The sequence below is a fragment of the Polaromonas sp. LjRoot131 genome (assembly GCF_964252805.1).
Taxonomy (GTDB): domain Bacteria; phylum Pseudomonadota; class Gammaproteobacteria; order Burkholderiales; family Burkholderiaceae_C; genus Polaromonas.
In genome coordinates this window covers 1,996,325-2,015,525 of sequence record NZ_CAXUPF020000001.1, presented here as the reverse complement: position 1 = coordinate 2,015,525, position 19,201 = coordinate 1,996,325, and the positions used below count along the sequence as shown (strand labels likewise).

Here is a 19,201-nt window from a genome sequence, read left to right as displayed (position 1 = left end):
TGGCCTGAACTCAGGCGCCCAGGCTCTGGCTGCCGGAGGCCGCGTGGCTGAAGTAGCGGCGGCTCAAGGTGTCCGACAGGTCCAGCGCGGCATCGCAGCATTGCCGCAGCAGCTCGACCAGGCGGCCGTCATGGCACTGGCCTTCGCCTTCGGTTTGCATGCCTGCGCACAGGTCGGCCAGGGCCCAGCTGCCGGGATCGGGCAGCTCCATCGCGAGCTCGGGCATGTCGCCCGGCGCACTGCCGGCCAGCTTGGCCAGGCGGCCGCGCAGGGTCTGCACCACCCAGCCCAGTGAGCGGGGGTTGTCGCGGTCCAGCACCAGCAGGTCGAGCAGGGCCGGGATGTCGCGGCGCTGCTGGTATTGCGCGTGGAAGGTGATGGTGCTGTCGAACAGCGCCACCATGGCGTTGAAGCCGCCTTCCTCGAATACCGACCCGGTTTCAAAACCGCGCACCAGCGCGCCCGCCAGGGTGTTGAGCCGCTCGATGAGCCGGCCCACGCTGAGCAGGCGCCAGCCGTCGTCGCGCGTCATGCGGTCGGTCTGCGCGCCCGTCATGGCCGAGAGGAAGCCGCTGGCCGATTCGAGCGCGCGCAGCGCCTCGACCGAGGAGTATTCGAGCAGAGGTTGACTGGACGGGCTGGACTGGATGGATTGACTTTGGCTTTGCCCGCCCTGGCTTTGTGTCTGCGTCTGGCCCGCGCTGCTGAACACCGAGCAGCGCTGGAAAAAATCGGCCTCGGTGCGCACGATCATGTGCCACTGCTCCTGCGACAGGCGCTCACGCACGGCCGAAGCCGCACTCTTGAGCGCGCGCAGGTTGTAGCCCACGCTGGCGGCCTGTTCGGTGTCGGCCAGGTTGGCGATCAGCGCGCGTTCAAACACCCGGCGGGCCTGCGTGGCCGGCGGCACGCTGTCCAGCACCAGCGCATTGCCGACCGCCATGCTGGTCAGCCAGGCCAGCAGCGGCTGCGAGGTCTGGTCTTCGCCGCCCAGGCATTGCAAGGTGATCTGCGCCAGGCGCGTGGAGTTTTCGGCGCGCTCGGTGTAGCGGCCCAGCCAGAAAAGGTTTTCGGCCGCGCGGCTGGTGACCGGCGGGCGGTGGCGCAGCGGCGCCGCGGCCCAGGCCGGCGCGGGTTGCTCGGCGCGCGGGGCTGCACTGTGTTCGGCGTGGGCCCTGTTGGCGGAGGTATCACCCAGCACCCACACGTCGGCGCTGCTGCCGCCGTGCTGCATGGAGGACATGTTTTCGTTCTTGCCGGCCAGCCTTGCCAGCCCGCCCGGCAGCACCTGCCAGGAGCCCTTGCCGTCGGCCACCGCGAACACGCGCAGCATCGCCGAGCGCGGGGAAATCCGTTCACCCTGCCAGGTGGGGGTCTGCGGCAGCGGCAGGTAGGCCTGCACCGTGTAGTCCTCGCCGCGGCGCACGATGCGGCCGGCCCATTCGTCCAGCGCGCGGCGCGACAGCGTATGGCCTATGACGGACTCCATGCCCGAGCCGGGGTAGGTCGGCTTGATCACGCAGTTCTTGAGCTGGCCCAGCACGTCCTGCATGACGGCCTGCTCGCCGCACCACCAGGTGGCCAGCGAGGGCAGGGCCAGGGTTTCGCCGAGCAGGTGTTCCGACAGCGCTGGCAGGAAGCCCAGCAGCGCGCTCGATTCGAGAAAAGCCGAGCCCGGCGTGTTGACCACCAGCACATTGCCCGCGCGTATCACCTGCAGCAGGCCGGGCACACCCAGCGTGGAGTCCGAGCGCAGCTCCAGCGGATCCAGGAATTCGTCGTCCAGGCGCTTGAGCAGGCCGTGCACCGGCTCCAGGCCGCGCAGGGTTTTCAGGTAAAGCCTGTCGTCGCGCACCAGCAGGTCGCTGCCCTCGACCAGCGTCAGGCCCAGGAAGCGCGCGAGATAGGCGTGCTCGAAGTAGGTTTCGTTGTAAGGCCCCGGGGTCAGCAGCACCACGCGGCTTTCCTCGTTGCCGTCGCCCGGGCTCATGGCCTTGAGGCCGTCGACCAGCGCCTTGTAGGAGGCGCCCAGGCGTTCCACCTGCATCTCGCGGAAGGCTTCGGGGAACAGCAGCGAGATGGTCAGGCGGTTTTCCAGCAGGTAGCCCAGGCCGGAAGGCGCTTGCGTGCGCTGCGAAACCACCGACCAGCGGCCGTCGGGGCCATGCGCGATGTCGAAGGCGGCGATGTGCAGATAGGTGCCGCCGGCCGGCTGCACACCTTGCATGCCGCGCAGGTAGCCGGGGTGGGCGTGCACCAGCGCGCTGGGCAAGAGGCCTTTGGAAAGCAGTTCCTGCGGGCCGTAGATGTCGGCCATGACACGGTCCAGCAGGCGGGCGCGCTGCTGGATGCCGGCCTCGATCTGCGCCCAGTCGGCGGCCGACACCATCATGGGGAAGAGGTCCAGCGCCCAGGGCCGCTGCGGGCCGTTGGCATTGGCGTAGACGTTGTAGGTCACGCCGTTGTCGCGGATCTGGCGGCGCAGGTTGGCGGTGCGGTGGTTCAGGTCGTAAAAACCGTCGGCGCCCAGGAAGTTGAAAAAGCGCGTCCAGTCGGGCGACAGGCTGTCGTCAGTGGCTGCAGCGGGGGCCTCAGGCTGGGTGGGGGCGGCTTCAGGGGCGCTGCCGGCCGCGCGCAAGGCGGGCTGGGCGGGCGCGGCCGCTTCCACGGGCGCGGGGCCTTCGGAGACACGACCCCGCAATTCGTCGAAATGGCCGGCTGCCGCATGCGGCGCCAGCGCGGCGGCCAGGGCGCAGGGGGATTCGAGCGCCTGGGCGGCAAAAAGGGACTGGGTGTTATTTTCCACGTGCTGCAAGTATGCCTGCGGCCCTGAGGCGCAAAGCCTCAATGAAGGGCTGGTTTCCGGCCAAAAAGGCTATTTATGCCGCTTGCGCATGCAATTGTTGCAGCCATAAGACAGGCTGATGGGCCTGTCTTATGAGTCTTCAGCGCAGGTCCAGCGTGAATGGGAACTCCCGGCTGGCCTGTGCCGGCGCCACGCGCATCTTGCCCGGCGTGTGGCCCATGCGGAAAAAGCGCGTGAGGCGGCGGCTTTCGGCCTCGTACGAATTGACCGGCAGCGTGTCGTAGCTGCGCCCGCCCGGGTGGGCCACGTGGTACTGGCAGCCGCCCAGCGAGCGTTCCATCCAGGTGTCGACGATGTCGAAGGTCAGCGGCGCATGCACGCCGATGGAAGGGTGCAGGGCCGAAGGCGGGTTCCAGGCCTTGTAACGCACGCCGGCCACGTATTCGCCGACGCGGCCCGTGCTTTGCAGCGGCAGCGCGCGGCCGTTGACGGTGACCACATAGCGGTTGTCGTTGAGGCCGGTGACGTGCACCTCGATGCGCTCCAGCGAGGAATCGACGTAGCGCACGGTGCCGCCGGCCGAGCCTTCCTCACCCATCACGTGCCAGGGTTCCAGCGCGCTGCGCAAGGTCAACTCAATGCTGTTGGTTTTGACCTGGCCGATCAGCGGGAAGCGGAACTCGAAATGCGGCTCGAACCAGGCCATGTCGAAGGGGTAGCCGGCTTCGCGCAACTCGGTCAGCACGTCTTCAAAATCCATGCGGATAAAGCCGGGCAGCAGGAAGCGGTCGTGCAGCTCGGTGCCCCAGCGCGTGACGCGGCCGTGGTAGGGCTTGTTCCAGAAGCGCGCCACCAGCGCGCGCAGCAGCAGTTGCTGGGCGATGCTCATGCGCGCATGCGGCGGCATCTCGAAGGCACGCAGCTCCAGCAGGCCCAGGCGCCCGGTGGTCGAATCGGGCGAGTACATCTTATCGATGCAGAACTCGCTGCGGTGGGTGTTGCCGGTCACGTCGACCAGGATGTTGCGTAAGGTGCGGTCCACCAGCCAGGGCGGCATGTCGGCGCCGTACTTCTTGCGGTTGTTTTCGATTTCGCGCAAGGCGATTTCGAGTTCGTAGAGCTGGTCGTTGCGGGCCTCGTCCACACGCGGCGCCTGGCTGGTCGGGCCTATGAACATGCCCGAGAACAGATAGCTCAGCGAGGGGTGGTTATGCCAGTAGGCGATCAGGCTGCCCAGCACCTCGGGCTTGCGCAGGAAGGGGCTGTCGGCCGGCGTGGCGCCGCCCAGCACGAAGTGGTTGCCGCCGCCGGTGCCGGTGTGCCGGCCGTCGGTCATGAACTTCTCGGCCGACAGGCGCGTCTCGTGCGCGATCTTGTAGAGGAACTCGGTGTGTTCCACCAGTTCGCCCCAGTTGTAGGCCGGGTGGATGTTGACCTCGATGACGCCCGGATCAGGCGTGACCTGCAGCATTTTCAGGCGCGGGTCGCGCGGCGGCGGGTAGCCTTCGAGCACGATGCTCACGCCCAGCGACTGCGCCGTGGCTTCCACGGCGGCCAGCAGGTCCAGGTAGTCTTCCAGCCGCTCCATGGGCGGCATGAAGACGTAGATCGCGCCCACTTCACCGCGGCCCGATTTGTTGGCCTTGCTGTCGGGGTCGGCCTTGGGTTTGTCCTTGGGGCCGTTGGCGCGCGAAGGGTCGCGCACTTCGACGCACAGCGCGGTGCGCGTCAGCCAGGCGGCCGATTCAAAAGGCTTGGGCGCGCGGTCGTCCTGGGGCGCGGCTGCCTCGGGCGCGGCACCGGCCGGTTTGCCGTCCGCGCCTGGGGCGCCGTTCGTGCCCAGCGGGCGGAACTGCAGGATGCGGCTGGCTTGCGACAGCGCGGTGTTGCCGGCCATGTAGCGCGCCATGTACTGCGCGAGTGAACTGGCGCTGCCACCTGCCGAGGGCGCCACCGGCGTGGCGCCGCGGGCCGCGCTGAAGCTGCCGTTGTAGCGCGCGGCCAGCGCCGAAGCGGCCGGCAGCTCCTGCCGCGGCGCGAAGGGGTCGGCCTCGATCATGTAGGGGTAGTCGGTCTTGGACACCCAGGGCACGGAATCCAGCGGCAGGCGGTAGCCCATGGGCGAGTCGCCCGGCATCAAATACATGCGTTCTTCGCGGAAGAACCAGGGGCCTGTGGTCCATTTCGGGCCGGCCAGAGAGGGCGAGGCGCCGGCGTTTCGCTGCTTGAGCTGCTCCTTGGTCTGCAGCGGCAGCACATAGCCCACGACGGAATCCAGGCCCTGCATGAAGACGCGGCGCAGGCGCTCGCGCTCCATGGCGTCGTCCAGCTTCGAATCAAAGGGGTCGACGTTGACCGGCAGCCGGCGCTCGCGCCAGAGGTAGTACCAGGTGTCCTCATAGCCCGGCGTGATGTAGGTGGTGGCCAGGCCCAGCTTGCCCGCCAGCGTCTGCACAAAACGCTGCGCGTCGGCGCTGGTGTAGTTGCAGGGCTGGCGTTCGTCGGCGAACAGCGCCGGGTTCTGCCAGATCGGCTGGCCGTCCTTGCGCCAGAAGATGCTCAGTGCCCAGCGCGGCAACTGCTCGCCCGGGTACCACTTGCCCTGGCCGAAATGCAGGAAACCGCCTTCGCCGTATTCGGCTCGCAGCTTTTGCACGAGTTCGGTCGCGTAGCCGCGCTTGGTCGGGCCCAGCGCGTCGATGTTCCACTCGGCTGCGTCGCGGTCGGTGGTGGCCACAAAGGTCGGCTCGCCGCCCATGGTCAGGCGCACGTCACCGGCCACCAGGTCCTGGTCGACCTTTTCGCCCAGCGCCAGCACCTCCTGCCATTGCTCCTCGGTATAGGGCTTGGTCACGCGCGGCGATTCGTAAATGCGCTGCACCGCCATGTGGTGCTCGAACTCGACCTCGGACTTGTCGACGCCGCCTTCAACAGGCGCGGCGCTGGAGGGCTCGGGCGTGCAGGCCAGCGGGATGTGGCCTTCGCCCGCCATCAGGCCGGATGTCGGGTCCAGGCCCACCCAGCCGGCGCCGGGCAGAAAGACCTCGCACCAGGCGTGCAGGTCGGTGAAGTCGGCTTCGGCGCCGCTGGGGCCGTCGATCGATTTGACGTCGGCCTTGAGCTGTATCAGGTAGCCCGAGACAAAACGCGCGGCCAGGCCCATGTGGCGCAGCAGCTGCACCAGCAGCCAGCCGGTGTCACGGCAGGAGCCGCAGGCCAGGCGCAGGGTCTCTTCGGGCGTCTGCACGCCGGGCTCCATGCGGATGGAGTATTTGATGTCCGACTGCAGGCCCTGGTTCAGGCCCACCAGGAAGTCGATGGTGCGTTTGGGCGTGCGGTCGATTTTGTCGAGGTAGCGCTTGAGCAGCGGCGTCGCCGGCTGGGTGGCCAGGTAGGGCGCCAGTTCGCGGGCCTGCAGCGCGTTGTAGGTAAAGGGAAATTCTTCGGCAGCGGGTTCCAGGAAGAAGTCGAAGGGGTTGAACACCGCCATCTCGACGACCAGGTCCACCGTGACCTTGAACTCGCGCGTCGGCTCGGGAAACACCAGGCGGGCCTGGTAGTTGGCAAACGGGTCCTGTTGCCAGTTGATGAAATGCCCGGCGGGCTCAACCCTGAGGGAATAGGACAGCACCTGTGTGCGGCTGTGCGGCGCGGGCCGCAGGCGGACCACCTGGGGGCCGAGTTTCACCAGCCGGTCGTACTTGTAATGCGTGATGTGGCTCAGGGCAACGTGGATGGACAAGGCAACCTCGCTTTAAAAAATAACAGGGCGCTACACACCGCCGGAAAAATAAATCCATCACAGGCCACCACATCATGCAGCCTGGACATTGGGACGCGTAGACAGCTTACCCGGATTTGACGGCATTTCTGAAAGCAAGAGCTGCGCCATATGCGGAGTTTGCATGGCTTGCTGTCGGCGCTTTGCCTGGGCCTCCCGTTAAACAGCTTCCTAAAAAAGCAAAAAAAAGAAGGGGAGGCGGCTTTGGAGCCTGCTGTATTCACGGTGCCACGGCGATACGCTGTGAGCCCGGGGCCTGTTCTGGCCGGTTTCATCGCAGGCGTGGCCCTGCAATTGCAGCAGCCCGCGCTGTGGCCGCAGCCAGGCTATGCCTTGTGTTGCCTGCTGGTTGTCGCGGCGGCCGGGCTTTTGTGGCGTTTCGGCAGGAGCGCGATAAAACCCCCATGGGGCAGGGCGATGCTCGCGTTTGCCCTGGCGGTGCTGCTGGGTTGGGGCTCGGCCGGCTGGCGGGCCTGTATTTTCCAGTCCACTGCCCTGGATCCGGCCCTGGAAGGCCGCGACATCGAGGTCACGGGCAGCGTGCTGGCCATGCCGCAGCCCGGCGAAGACGGCCTGCGCTTTCGCCTCGGCATCGAATCCGCCCGCCTGGACGGCCGCGATATTCGTTTGCCGCCGCAGATTCTGCTGGGCTGGTATTCGGGCTTTGCCGGGCGCGAGCCCCGCCCCCTGGCCCAGGATGCCGACCCCTTCGAAGCGGCGCTGGCCCTGCAGCGCCAGCCGCAGGCCCTGCGTGCCGGCGAACGCTGGCGCATGACGGTGCGGCTCAAGGCGCCGCACGGCAACAGCAACCCACCGCTTACCGGTTTGTTGTCAGGGTATGGACATGGCTAAAACGCCCCGTGGATCCTAGCGTTTCAGGAATTTCAGCCATGTCCATGGAGAACACAAGTTTTTAGGACAAATAGTCAATATTTTGTCCATAGGCGTTCGGCTTGCCTAGCTGCATGAGGCATTCCTTCAACTCTTTTTCTGAGTCATCAGGACATGGACCTCCTTTAAAACTTCATTAAGAAGCGCATCAGCGTTCTTGGGATGGTTGAGGTCAACATACAGCTGGCACTGGATCTTTCTGGTCAACCTGCCGATAGGCGCCGCGGTGTTTGCGCTGTGCGTCATGCTGCTGCCCGGCGGCAAGGGCCAGGCCGGTGATGCGAAGCTGGACGTGTGGGGCGCCATCACCGTTACTACCTCGCTGATGCTGGCGGTGTACGGCATCGTCAACGGCAATGAAGCGGGCTGGCTGTCGGGCCAGACGCTGGGCCTGCTGGGCGTGGCCGCCGTTCTGATGGCCATCTTCCTGGTCATCGAGTCCAAAGTGAAGACGCCGCTGGTGCCACTGGCCATGTTCCGCCTGCGCAATGTGGCAACCGCCAATGTGGTGGGCGTGCTGTGGGCGGCGGCCATGTTTGCCTGGTTCTTCAATCTATCTGGATGGTTCAAACTGTTAACGTTAGAACGACGTTCAGAGTCATTCTTGTTTTCGGCGACTGGAGGGTAAATCGCCCACCTGTCGCTTTTGGAGAAGTTGGGCGAAATCCATCAGCAATCGTTGATCCGCGATGGCTAAGCCGTCCATGATTGCCGTAAGCCTGCGAGCTTGATCGTTCGGCAGCGTGCTTGTTGCTACCAGCAGGTCGCTCATACCCACATCAAGTGCCTCCGCAATAACCCATAGGCGTTCAAGTGAAGGCATGGAAATGCCACGTTCAAACCGAGAGACGGTTTCTGCGTCGACCTCAACCAAGCCCGCAAGTTCGTCCTGAGTCAGCTTGCCTAGCTTGCGCCGCTCCGCAATAGCAGCACCCAATCTCCGTCGAAGGTCTTCAGGAAATTCCCTTTTCTTACGTTGCACATCACATCCTTTAATACGGATGAAAGTGTTGACAATCGACGTCGTATGTAGAATGATCTAATTTGTTGTAAGGCAACAAATTAGATCTATATTGCGATTGAAAATTGCAGGCCGGACCGCCTTGAGGAGGCTCTGCAACTGGCTGGACTGAATGCATTTGGGTATCTGGCGTGCTAGACCTTCCCGATAAGCCGGCTGTCTATATGGCCAAAACCCATGAATTCAACATGTTCGTTACTCACAAGCAGCACAAAGCGCCATTGAACCCTTTTGGGGATGGACTGACTCATTGGCGGGCCGCGGAGCTTGCCCTTCAACGACCCTGGTTCCTTGTGTCGATCAGTCAACCAGATTCCATTGACGATGACTCCTTCCGAGTCAGCCGAACGATATTGGTTTCCAACATTGCGGACGTGGAGGGGTTGGCTCAGATGGAAGTGACGAGTCAGCTGCAGCTTGACTCGGTATTCATCGTCACCCCCGGACACTTCAACGGCACCAGTCAATGGAAGATGGAACCTTTGCGGGCGATCTGGAGGGCTGAAGAGCCGTCGGAGCTTGGTCAGTTGGCCGATATTTACGAGACGGCAGAGGGTGTGACGTATGCCGACTCGATGCTAGCCACACCAGTCAAGCGGTTGCGCAAAAAAGTCCTCCACCACACCTTTCCTTTGCAGCAATAGCTTTGCGTTTCCCTATTCCCCCTGCAAACATCCGCATGAAAAAATCCTTCAAAAGCCGGTTTGTCGTTGCCCTACTGGCCGCAGCTTCTTTGTCCGTCACAGCCCAGGAGCTGTACGTTTCCAGCAGCGCCGAGCATCGTGCGTCAGCCGATGCGGTAACTGGCATGCCGCAAACCGCAACCCTGACGGCCGGCGGCTACCCCATCTGGCTGCCTGGCGAGGGCTGGACGCTCCTGTCTGCGACGCCGTCCAAAGGCTTACTGAATAGGGACAACCCGAGCACGGGTGAGTATGTTGTCAGTCGAACCAACTTTGTGCGCATTGAGCAAGGCGTAGTGCGTGAAGTTCAAAGCGTGCGGGTTTCCCACGCCGAAAACAAGAAGCACACATCCTGGACGAATCCCACCCCGTGCGGTGGGGGTGCCGGCGCGCAGGACATCTACGGCGTCGTGCTGAGTGCTGAACAGCCGACGTTCACCCGCGGCACCAATTGCGCATTTGTCTCCGTCAACAAATATCAGTCCGGAGCGACGCCCGATATCACGCAACCGCAAAATGCAGCACCTCTTCAGAAACAGGCCGTTCGTGTTGGCGTTCTTCGGGACAGCATGCACTCGAAGAAGCTCGACGTGACGTTTGACATCTTCCCGGACTCCGAAGGCTTCACGGGTGGTTGGAGCAAAGCGGAGATTGCCGCCGATCCCGCCAAGAGCCAATTCATTGCCCACCTCCAAAAGTGGGTGAAGGCCCTTCAGACTGCGGTCGACCAAGCGTACGAGGGAAAGCCTGATGCCTATAAAGGAATGGTGAGCTGGCGTATTGGCGCCATGCTTCCGAAGCAGTAGTTCAGAGCCATCCCAGGTTTTGCGAGCTCAAAGTGCTGTGAAAACCCCTGGTGATATCGTTTTGTTCTGCGGCGACCCGCACGGGAAGTTCGACGACATTCTGCGAGCCGCGGATGAGCTGCGTGCATCAGCGGTCATAGTGCTGGGGGACATGGAGCCGGTGCGTCCGCTGCACGAGGAGCTGGCATCGATTGTCGACAAGCTTTGGTACATCCACGGCAATCACGATACCGATAGCGAGCGCAACTGGAACCACCTCTGGGGCAGCCAGCTGGCAGACAGAAACTTGGACGGCCGGGTGGTGGCCTTGCCCAATGGGCTCCGGATCGCCGGCCTGGGCGGCGTATTCCGGGAAAGCGTCTGGTATCCCAGCCTGCCTACGCCGCCAAAATTTCGCAATCGCCAAGAGCATGTCCAGGCCACGCCCCAGCAGGACGGGTGGCAAGGCGGCGTGCCGCGCCAACACTGGTCAAGTATTTATCCGGACGAGCTGGATCGTTTGTCCTTGATGCAGGCAGACATTCTCGTCACCCACGAAGCTCCGGGCTATCACAACAACGGTTTTGAAATCCTGGACACCCTGGCACAGAGCATGGGTGTCAAAGTGGCAGTACACGGGCACCACCACGACAACTTGGACAGCTCCGATCGATGGGGCCAGCAGGGCTTCAAGAGTTTTGGTGTCGGCCTGCGAGGCGTCACTGCCATTAACGCGGCCGGAAACGCTACGGTGATCGTTCCCGGCGAGCTGGATGCGCAGCGGGACTTCCGGCAAAAGTACCTCGACGTTTTCAAGAACGCGCCGCCATGAGCCCGATTCTCTTTCTCGACTTCGACGGGGTGCTGCATCCGGAGCCACTTCAGGCTAAAAAAAAGCTGTCGCAGCTCCCCCTCGTGGAAGCAATCCTGCGGGACTTCCCTTCCGTCGAAATCGTCATTTCCTCAGACTGGCGCCTCGATTGGTTCAATGAAGGTGAAGCGGTTGCTGTATCGAACATGCGCCGGCATTTTTCCCCAGACATCGCCTCACGAGTCATCGGAATCACGCCATTTTTAGGCCGACGTGAATCGCGAGGTCTGGCTCCGCTGCCCTACCCGCGCGAGGCCGAATGCCTGAAATGGCTTAAATCGAATCGGCCAGCCTGGACTCCATGGATGGCTTTAGATGACCGCGCCTGGTGGTTCTCACCCGGCAGCGTCAACCTTATGCCGATCAATAAAGGCCTCGGATTCATGCCGTCCGATGAAGACGTGTTCCGCCAGCACCTGACGCGGATCACGAGACAACCGATGGACACCAGTAAGGAATATATGACCCTGTTTCTTGACTTCGATGGCGTCCTCCATCCAGACGTTTGCGATAGGGAGAGCAGGTTTTGTAACCGCGATCGGCTCCAGAAAATCCTGCGTGATTTCCCGGAAGTCGACATCGTGTTGACAACAACCTGGCGCCTTCGCTTTCCATTGGACTCTGCAGGCGACACCCTGAAGCATTATTTTTCTTACGACATATCCGAGCGCATCGTCGGAGTCACGCCTGACTCCAAGGATCTGGACCCTCGACAGTTTCCGGATGGCCTGGAGCTGTACCCGCGGGAATGGGAGTGCATGGCCTGGCTTCGTGCCAACCGGCCTTACAGCCAGCACTGGCTCGCACTGGACGACAAGGCGTTCTTGTTTCGCCCTTTCAACAGGAACCTGATGGTCATCAATGCAGCGACAGGGTTTGTCGACGCGGACGAAAGCCGGTTGCGCCAGCTGCTGTGCGAGCGAAAGGACATGTCATGACTGTGCCAGATCTCGAACCTCGCCCACCAACTATTGGCAACGAGGATCGTGGCCGCTTTGCGCACCTGTACGGCGTGCTGACAGCTCAGGAGATGGCAGATCATTTGAAGTGTTCGCCGGAGGCGGTTTATGAACGCGCGGTCGCCGGCGAATTCATTTTCCTTTCGTCGCCAGCCCGGGTCGATGACCGGCGTTATCCCGCGTTTCAGCTCAATGAACGCCTGGACAATTCCCTGCTGCGGCAAACCATTCAGAAATATCTCGAAGCCGATGTCAACTCGACGCTGCTCTGGAGTTTCCTGCGGAGCCCGCAGAAGATATACGCCGGGTTGACTCCCATCGAAATGCTGCTGGGCGGTATGCCGCCCGAATACGACACGCTAACGCCCGAGGAGAGGTCGGACGTATTCCTCGATGTGGTGGACGAAGAGATTTCGCGCGTGCGATGGTAGGGAATATCAAAGGTAATGCTTGCGAGCAAAGCCATGTATGAATTTGCTGCAATCGGATTGGCGGCGCGTACCCGTCGTTCCGACATGGGCTTAACCCAGGAGCGCGTTGCCGACCTGTGTGGCTTGTCGCCCCCTATCGTGGAGCAACTGGAAAATGGATCCATTGGCGAACTCGATTGGGCCCATGCAGTACGCCTGCTTTCGGTGATAGGGCTAAGTGTCCACGTTTCAAATCCACGGTCGACAAGGCGTCAGCGGGAGGGAGGAACGCCCGCGCTGGAGATTGCCGCACGCTCGGCGAGCACGAGCTTTAAAGAAGTACTCGATGCCGAGGACCTGCGGGCGGCGCTCCTCACTACAACTTACCCAAAGAACTTACGACCTTATGTGCGCACATTTTTGGAGGAGGCACCCATTTCTCTGATTGCTGACGTGATTGAGCAGTTACATCACGAGACCGGCGTCAATCGCGTCGAGTTCTGGCAGCACATGCGCGATATGGCCATAGCCGTGAATACTATTCGTGAAATTTGGCTGTGAGCAGCGTCCACTGCGTACCAGGGCTCACTTCAAATTCGACGGAGTTCAACGTCGCTAGACTACACCGAGGGGTAGTTTCTGTTCGGTGCTCAAGCGTGAGAGCTGAAGATTTGCATAGAGATACCAAGCGAACGAAGCAACAAAAAACCCTATTTGTATGCCAGGTGAACGGGTCACAAACCACACTGCGACCCGAATTAACACAGAGGGGTCTTTCACCTCGTCAGGGACGATCCTGAGCGGAAGCGCTTTTAGGATTTGATCCGCCCAAGATAAAGTGACTATCGCCATGAAGGCGCCCATCGCTAACAAATGATGCGCCCTGATTAGCGTCCTTGTTTGCCATCGCTGCTGCGGCTTGAGCACGTTGGCTCCTTTGTCATCGTCCATTGCCTACTGCTTTCAAATGTTCATACCGTAGCGCCGTTAGGAAAAGCTCACAGCCTTTAACCGCAACCTGTCGAGCTGGTCAGTTGTGGGATCAAATAGAACGCTATAGCGCGGCAAGACATAGGGGAGCTTCACCAGATCTGCACCAAGCTCTTCCGCCAATGTTTCCCACTTGACAACAAACGGCTGGTGGTCTGGACCGTCGCCAATCGCTCCTGGATCGACAAGTGCAACCAGTTCGGACTGAGGCAAGACAGTTGGCAGACGGAGACTCAAGGTTGAATAGGTCAGTACCTCGCCGCTTGCGCTTTTCACGGCCTGGAAGCTCGCGACGAATGCGTCATTGCCTTTTTTCTCAAACAACCGACAGAGTGCCTCTTTCTGAGCATCGTAGTCACCGGAGCGGTGCGATAGGCGCATGGTGCGGAGTTCATTGAGGTTCGAGCCTTCAGGCTGCCAGGAAGTCCATTCCGAACCTTCCAGGCGGAACATTTCCGGAGAAAGATGACGGGAGGTCGCTTCCATCCGGTCCTTGGCCAGCGCCATCAACAAAGCCAGACCAGTTTCGTCCTTATCGCCCGTGATCAACAGACATTCCCTGGTGGGGACCATTGCCACTGGATTGCCGTTCAGCTCCAGCTGCCACGCGAGTTCTGGAAGCAGTATGCGTGCGGCATCGTAAAGATCGCCATATTGGGAGACATAAGTTCCCGGAATGGCCTGCGTGAAAGATGGCGGCGCCTTGTGCCGGAGATTGTCTGTGGCGATAGCAAGTGCCTCATCGGCAGACACGCCCCAATCGGAGAAGGCCGTAGCTCCCACCTGTTGAACCACGGTTTCTGTATCGAAGGCGACGCCAATCCCCAAAATGGAGCCGAATGGGCGCATGTTCCAGGTATCCGCTTCCGCAAGCGCACAGTCCATCGCGTCCAGTACGGTTAGTTCCAGGCCCGGCATATACCGCAAGACAGGCAGCAGCTTGTCGCGCGCCTCGGCAAAATCACTCGGTATCGCGGGTACCTCAGCAACCTTGCTCAATCGAGACATCAGGTCGGCGCGGGCTGCTTTGTCGCTCTTCAAGAAGTCTTCGTAGAAATTGGTGAGGTACAGCGTCTGGCCGTTGTCACCGCGGAGGCAGAACTGCCCTTCGTCGTAGGTGAAACTTAGATGAGGGAGGTCTTGCCTGAGCCGTTCACTTGCCAGGTCGGCGAACTTGTTTCTAGTGGGTGGCTTGTTGAATATTTTTTCTAGACCGAACAAAGAATCTCTCCCCATAAGTGTTGGGCAACTCTAGCAGAGCGATTCAACGCGGATGACCTCCGGCCGTCGGAGAGTTTAAAAAAGCCTTTAAGGCGGCACTTACAAGGCGCAATACCGTTGCTGCTTCTGCATTACCAATCTTGGCCGTTAGGAGATAGCGACTTCTCTGAATGCCTTGGGTTTGCTCATTCCGGGAACACGGCAATCAATTCCAATTACTTTCAAAGAGTCGATCTCCTGGTGGCGTCCACAAAGGTTTAGCGCCTCTGAAGAGAGGAATCCAATCAATTCTGCAAAATTCGCTCGCTTACGCATTTTCGGAAGCGACCAGCCGCGGTTTTCTAACAAAAAAAGCACCAAAATGCCATCACGACTGTTTTGCCCACCTTTAAGGTAGCGTTCGATGAGCTGACTTTTTAAAGTCGTTCTCAATTGTTCTGCACTATAGCGCTGACGGTTCAACGGCTTGATCTCTATGCAGACTTTGAATCCCTTGGCGCTGACCTCGATATCTGTTCTTTTCTTTGCATCGACAACGGGCTCTCGATGAACAACAAACCGAGAGGAAAACTTCCTATTTGGGGTGTCGTTCAATCTTGCTGCAAGCCATAACTGCAGGTCTTCTTCTGAAGTTCCAGGTTTGAACAAGCATCTGTCACTAAACGGGCCATTTTCAATGTTCGCCGCGATGTGACTGATTCTTGCCATAACTTGTTGCAACAGCTCAGCCCCAGTAAGTGGATCACGACAGTATGCATCTCCTAGCGTTTGCAGCTGTGCCGGACTGTGGTTGGGTAGATTTTCAATTTCCCTAACGGCCTGTGAAACAACTGAAGAATGCAGCCAATGCTCCTCATCATCATTCAACGCAATTGACTCCAACTCAACAAGCGCGCTGTTGGCCAGAGGTCCAGGCAACCTTGCAATCAGAGCTGGTATGGCATTCCTTGCTTGTTCAACGGGGCGTCGTATGTGTCCGGCTCTTTGGGATTGTTCAAGCGGTAACGTTGCGTAAGGCGAAAGAAACTTGTATATCTCCATCAACGCTTGCATGGACTTGAGACTATTGATGGCCAGCTTGCTCTCGTTTGAACGAGAGGATAGGGCATTTGCGACGCACAACGCCACTTCTTCTTTTCGAATTCTGGAGCTCTTCAAATGGGATTTTATCCACCGCCAAGCAGAGCTTACGTCATGCTCCATCCAGACATTGAGCCAAGTCACCTTCGCTCCAACAGCAATGACCTCACGAGGTGCGCGTAGCATTTTCTGCACCCACGCACCCACAGCCTGATCATCCAATAGATTTAGAGCTAATGCCGCATCAAAAATTCTCTTCGACTGCCTATGGTTTGTAATGTCGTCTTGCGCTGCCAAACTCAAAGCATCGCGCAGAAAAGGTATCTTTGTCTCGGGCGGACTCTGATATACGAGTTCAAGAGTTCTCGGCATCTGAGTATTGTCTTGTCGCATTTGCAGTTCATGTTCCACCCAAGGACGCAAAGCACGAATAACGATGGACGGCCGGTTGCGTGAAGCTTCTGCGAACCACTCGGGTGGCTCATCCAACTCCCAAACACAAAAGCGGCACGCTTTCTCCAAGTCATCGTCAGATAGGGCAGGAATACTGAGCCCGCACGCGAAAGCGTGATTAAGGCTCGCCAATCCTATCAACCCGATCCAGGGGACTGAATTAGATTCGTACTCCAGAACATTCGGGGTGTCATTGAGCCTCCAGAATTTTTGAAGCCCTTGGCTGAATGCCTCTACAACCTTCTTGCCGAATTCTCCTTTTATAGACTCTGGATTGACGTTTGTGTATGACACACGAGAAGAGTGATTGGCGGATTTCTCTACTAGAAACTGCAAGGCATTGAAGTTTGTTCCGTCGCGCAGGCTGGAGATATCTGCAATCAGTCGGCGCTGATCGCTGGCCACTTGCTGAGCCCCGGCCTTCTCGCGAGCGAGGCGCTCAAACTCCCATTTCGTTTTTTGTTCTGTGCTCCTGCGGATGCGCCGTTGTTCTTCACTTATATGCGTTTTTCTTCCTTGCTTTTCCGCGCCGTCGATTCTCAGCAACTCATCCAATATCGCTTTCCGCTGCTTTGGCCTTTCGTCGAATGCTAGCTCGCTCGCAATCTGAAACCAAATATCACGTGTTACGACATCATTTGCGGTAGATGCCAACCTAACGGCATCCTTGATGTCTGCTGAGGTAATCCTTATTTGAGCACTTGATCTATAAAATAGTCGACTACGGAGCGTTGATACCGAGCCATTTCGAGCGATCGTTTCAATGAGAGTCCTGCGGTAGACGGGTCGAACTTCCGTTGCGCGAGCAATGCGACTCATCGCCTCCTCAGTTGCATGTGAGATATGTCGAATCTCTTCAATATAAAGAGCAGCATCAAACAGCACTTGAGGCGCGTTCTCGCCTTTTACGTCGAGTTGCTCTACCACACGTGCAAAACATTCTGGCAGGACATGAATTTTCCAACCATCCTTTTTTGCCACATCGCTTGTTAGAAGTCGCCGCCCTCTTGATACGGGGAGGGACGCTAGGAGCGATTTCAGAACTCGCACGGCCTCCATAAGAGTGCACACCTTCAACACACTGTCTACCGCACGTGCCATTGGACCGCCGCCGTAGTTTGATTCTTCTTCAGCAGTTTGGAAAAGACTGGTCAGCTCCACGCGACTCAGATTCGCAATGCCTATGACTTCCAGAGCTGCGGCAACATATTCATTCCCTTTAAGTCGCAAAGAGAGTAAATCCGACTTAATGGCATGCCGTTGCGGTGCCGTCGCTATCGCGGAAAGAACGTGCAATGCGTAAAGTCGTGACCGCGACTGACTCCCCTTGAGTTGATAAATCGCGAATACATCGTTGGAACAGTTCGCTTTACGGCCGTGATAAACCAGATTTAGAAGTTTGGGTGTAACTCGATATGAGTCGGGGTGGGCTCGCAGTAGATTGCTAAGAAGTGACGAGGGAATACGGCGTGCAACTCGGCGAAGTTCACTTAAATCATTCCACCAATCCGGACGAAATCCGCCCTCGAGTCGCCTCACATATCCTTGCAGCGCATCTGAAATTTCGGCGTCTGTCCATGCAAATGGGTCACCCTCAAACATCAGCATCTCTGGAAAATTCGCAATCACAAACTCTCTAACCTCTACATTTATTGCTGCCAACCAGCACAGGGTGGCGCGTGTGGAGTTCAAAAGAACGGACTCTCCAAAGGGGTTTCCCCCAAAGAGGTTTACCGCATCGGAGATTGGCAAACCTTCCTTTATCCGGCGATTCACCCAGTGGGCAGCAAGATACTCTCGGACCGAACGGTGGTTGAACTTAACTCTGCCATACGTCGCCTCATCAAAAATCGCAACTCCAAGCAGCCTTCTCTGTTCCTTGACATCCCACTCGGGTAGGGTGGCTACAACCTCGACATCAGAATCACCTGGATCTTCACCTGGAAAGCAAACGTAGTGTTTCTTGCAAAAGACTATTGCGGCCGCAATACGCTCCGCACCTATACGAAGCATCTCGTGGGAAAGTAATGCGCCAGCATCAATGTAGCCTTCGTTGCGCTCTGCAAGTCGTTGAGTAACCGCATCCTCAATGAGCTCGGTGTATTCACCAAGTTTTCTCAGCCTGGTCCATCTCTTTGCCAGCCATTCAACGTCTCTTGGTCGCCCCGCCATGTATTGGTAGTCCCCATCTTCTACATCGCGCCAAAAGTCGTCCACGGGGTTTGCTCCGTGTTCTTGAGCCAATCTCTTTGCCTCTTGATTCGACAACGGAGCCAGTCGGAAAACCTCCAACTGCACGTCCTGATTAACAGCAGAAGTTGCAATGCTTCTTGCGTTGGTCAAAGTTATTTCTTTACGTGACTTGGCTGCTTTCATAACAGAGCGAACCTGAGTGTCGACCAGATCTCTGACAACTGCTATTTGCCAATCAGAGATTCGTGATGACAGAAGTATTGTTATTCGCGCCGCGCGAGGGCGTAGCTGATCCATGATGACTTGAAGTGCGTTTTCCAGCACCGTGGTGCCGTTGAGTCGTGACTCGTCTACGGCATCCAAAAAGAAATGCGCCGTTTCATTTGAATGGACCCACTCTCTGTATGCTCTCTGTCGACTTGACAATGCTTTCAGAAAAGAAGCCACGGACGTGACCTTGGTGAGAGGTATGAAAAAGGCATGTTTACCTTCAAGGGCCAAGCGTTTCGCCTGATCCTCAAACTCCCAAGTTTTTCCTGAGCCGGCCTCACCTAAGACAACAACAAGTGGCTTGGCCATCAAGTCGTTCCAGTTGGTTACTTCTCGTGAAAAGTAGGACGAAAAGTCTTCGCCGAACTCTTCAATGTTGTCCGATGTACTCTCTGCTTTGCTTTTTAGAAAAGTGCGATGAAGATGCAAACGGACTGGCTTCAATTTTTACTCCCGCTTTTTACATTGCCATGCTCTCGGCACGACTTGCGATCGCAAGGCAGAAAAACCTTACGGTTTAGTTGCCGATTTGCACTATAGAGAATCGTTCTTCCCTGCAACTGAGACTCAAACCAGCCTATTTGAACCCAGGAATGATCATCTCGGGGTAGCAACGGCAAAAGCCTCGTTCGCCGCACGTTCCTTCTCCCGGATGACCGTGATCGGGTCGACTATCCAGTCGGAACTTCTTGCCTTCTCTACTTAGGCACGCGGCACAAGCACCGCCATTCAGCCCGCAGGATCGCCAACGATAGTGTGTGATGCCGGCAGCCTGCGCTCGAGAAAA

At 58.8% G+C, this 19,201-nt stretch carries 13 protein-coding genes and 1 pseudogene; 8 read left to right on the top strand and 6 right to left on the bottom strand.

Going from position 1 to position 19,201, the window contains the following annotated elements; all coding sequences use genetic code 11:
- Nucleotides 1-10: 10 nt before the first annotated feature.
- Both ACSQ27_RS09475 and ACSQ27_RS09470 read right to left on the bottom strand, forming a co-directional pair.
- The gene (locus ACSQ27_RS09475) at nt 11-2,806 is read right to left on the bottom strand and encodes a circularly permuted type 2 ATP-grasp protein (RefSeq protein WP_436155192.1); all 2,796 of its coding nucleotides are present in this window, start codon (nt 2,804-2,806) and stop codon (nt 11-13) included.
- A gap of 139 nt (nt 2,807-2,945) precedes the next feature.
- Nucleotides 2,946-6,548, bottom strand: coding sequence for a DUF2126 domain-containing protein (locus ACSQ27_RS09470; protein ID WP_436155191.1), 3,603 nt, complete (start codon nt 6,546-6,548; stop codon nt 2,946-2,948).
- A gap of 150 nt (nt 6,549-6,698) precedes the next feature.
- Between ACSQ27_RS09470 and ACSQ27_RS09465 the strand changes: the two genes are divergently transcribed.
- Together ACSQ27_RS09465 and ACSQ27_RS09460 are read left to right on the top strand one after the other, a co-directional pair.
- Nucleotides 6,699-7,439 carry a ComEC/Rec2 family competence protein gene (locus tag ACSQ27_RS09465; protein ID WP_436155190.1) on the top strand — a complete coding sequence of 247 codons (741 nt, stop codon included), beginning with the start codon at nt 6,699-6,701 and terminating at the stop codon, nt 7,437-7,439.
- A 214-nt stretch (nt 7,440-7,653) separates the two neighbouring features.
- A pseudogene (locus ACSQ27_RS09460) lies at nt 7,654-8,028 on the top strand (MFS transporter); the annotation flags it as partial.
- A gap of 48 nt (nt 8,029-8,076) precedes the next feature.
- Here the strand turns inward: ACSQ27_RS09460 and ACSQ27_RS09455 are convergent.
- Entirely contained in the window at nt 8,077-8,460 is a 384-nt protein-coding gene (locus tag ACSQ27_RS09455; RefSeq protein WP_436155189.1) for a helix-turn-helix domain-containing protein, read from the bottom strand.
- Between the two features lie 203 nt (nt 8,461-8,663).
- Between ACSQ27_RS09455 and ACSQ27_RS09450 the strand changes: the two genes are divergently transcribed.
- From ACSQ27_RS09450 to ACSQ27_RS09425, 6 genes are read left to right on the top strand one after another with little or no spacing between them, the layout of a single operon-like run.
- On the top strand, nt 8,664-9,143 hold the full coding sequence (locus tag ACSQ27_RS09450) for a hypothetical protein (protein ID WP_436155188.1): 480 nt from the start codon (nt 8,664-8,666) through the stop codon (nt 9,141-9,143).
- 35 nt (nt 9,144-9,178) lie between these two features.
- Nucleotides 9,179-9,988: a hypothetical protein gene (locus ACSQ27_RS09445; protein ID WP_436155187.1), complete on the top strand. Its 810-nt coding sequence runs from the start codon at nt 9,179-9,181 to the stop codon at nt 9,986-9,988.
- A 37-nt stretch (nt 9,989-10,025) separates the two neighbouring features.
- The gene (locus ACSQ27_RS09440; protein ID WP_436155186.1) at nt 10,026-10,799 is read left to right on the top strand and encodes a metallophosphoesterase family protein; all 774 of its coding nucleotides are present in this window, start codon (nt 10,026-10,028) and stop codon (nt 10,797-10,799) included.
- Nucleotides 10,796-11,776: an HAD domain-containing protein gene (locus ACSQ27_RS09435; RefSeq protein ID WP_436155185.1), complete on the top strand. Its 981-nt coding sequence runs from the start codon at nt 10,796-10,798 to the stop codon at nt 11,774-11,776. Before ACSQ27_RS09440 ends, ACSQ27_RS09435 begins: the two co-directional genes overlap by 4 nt.
- Nucleotides 11,773-12,228, top strand: coding sequence for a hypothetical protein (locus ACSQ27_RS09430; protein WP_436155184.1), 456 nt, complete (start codon nt 11,773-11,775; stop codon nt 12,226-12,228). Before ACSQ27_RS09435 ends, ACSQ27_RS09430 begins: the two co-directional genes overlap by 4 nt.
- A 15-nt stretch (nt 12,229-12,243) precedes the next feature.
- Nucleotides 12,244-12,768, top strand: coding sequence for a helix-turn-helix domain-containing protein (locus tag ACSQ27_RS09425; protein ID WP_436155183.1), 525 nt, complete (start codon nt 12,244-12,246; stop codon nt 12,766-12,768).
- Nucleotides 12,769-12,822: 54 nt separating this feature from the next.
- Here the strand turns inward: ACSQ27_RS09425 and ACSQ27_RS09420 are convergent, their stop codons facing one another.
- The 3 genes from ACSQ27_RS09420 to ACSQ27_RS09410 form a co-directional block, all read right to left on the bottom strand.
- Nucleotides 12,823-13,158, bottom strand: a complete 336-nt coding sequence (locus ACSQ27_RS09420) for a hypothetical protein (protein WP_436155182.1) — start codon at nt 13,156-13,158, stop codon at nt 12,823-12,825.
- A 36-nt stretch (nt 13,159-13,194) separates the two neighbouring features.
- Entirely contained in the window at nt 13,195-14,418 is a 1,224-nt protein-coding gene (locus ACSQ27_RS09415) for a hypothetical protein (RefSeq protein ID WP_436155181.1), read from the bottom strand.
- Nucleotides 14,419-14,565: 147 nt separating this feature from the next.
- A complete protein-coding gene (locus tag ACSQ27_RS09410; protein ID WP_436155180.1) occupies nt 14,566-18,858 on the bottom strand; it encodes a hypothetical protein in 4,293 nt (1,430 codons plus the stop codon).
- Between the last annotated feature and the right edge of the window lie 343 nt (nt 18,859-19,201).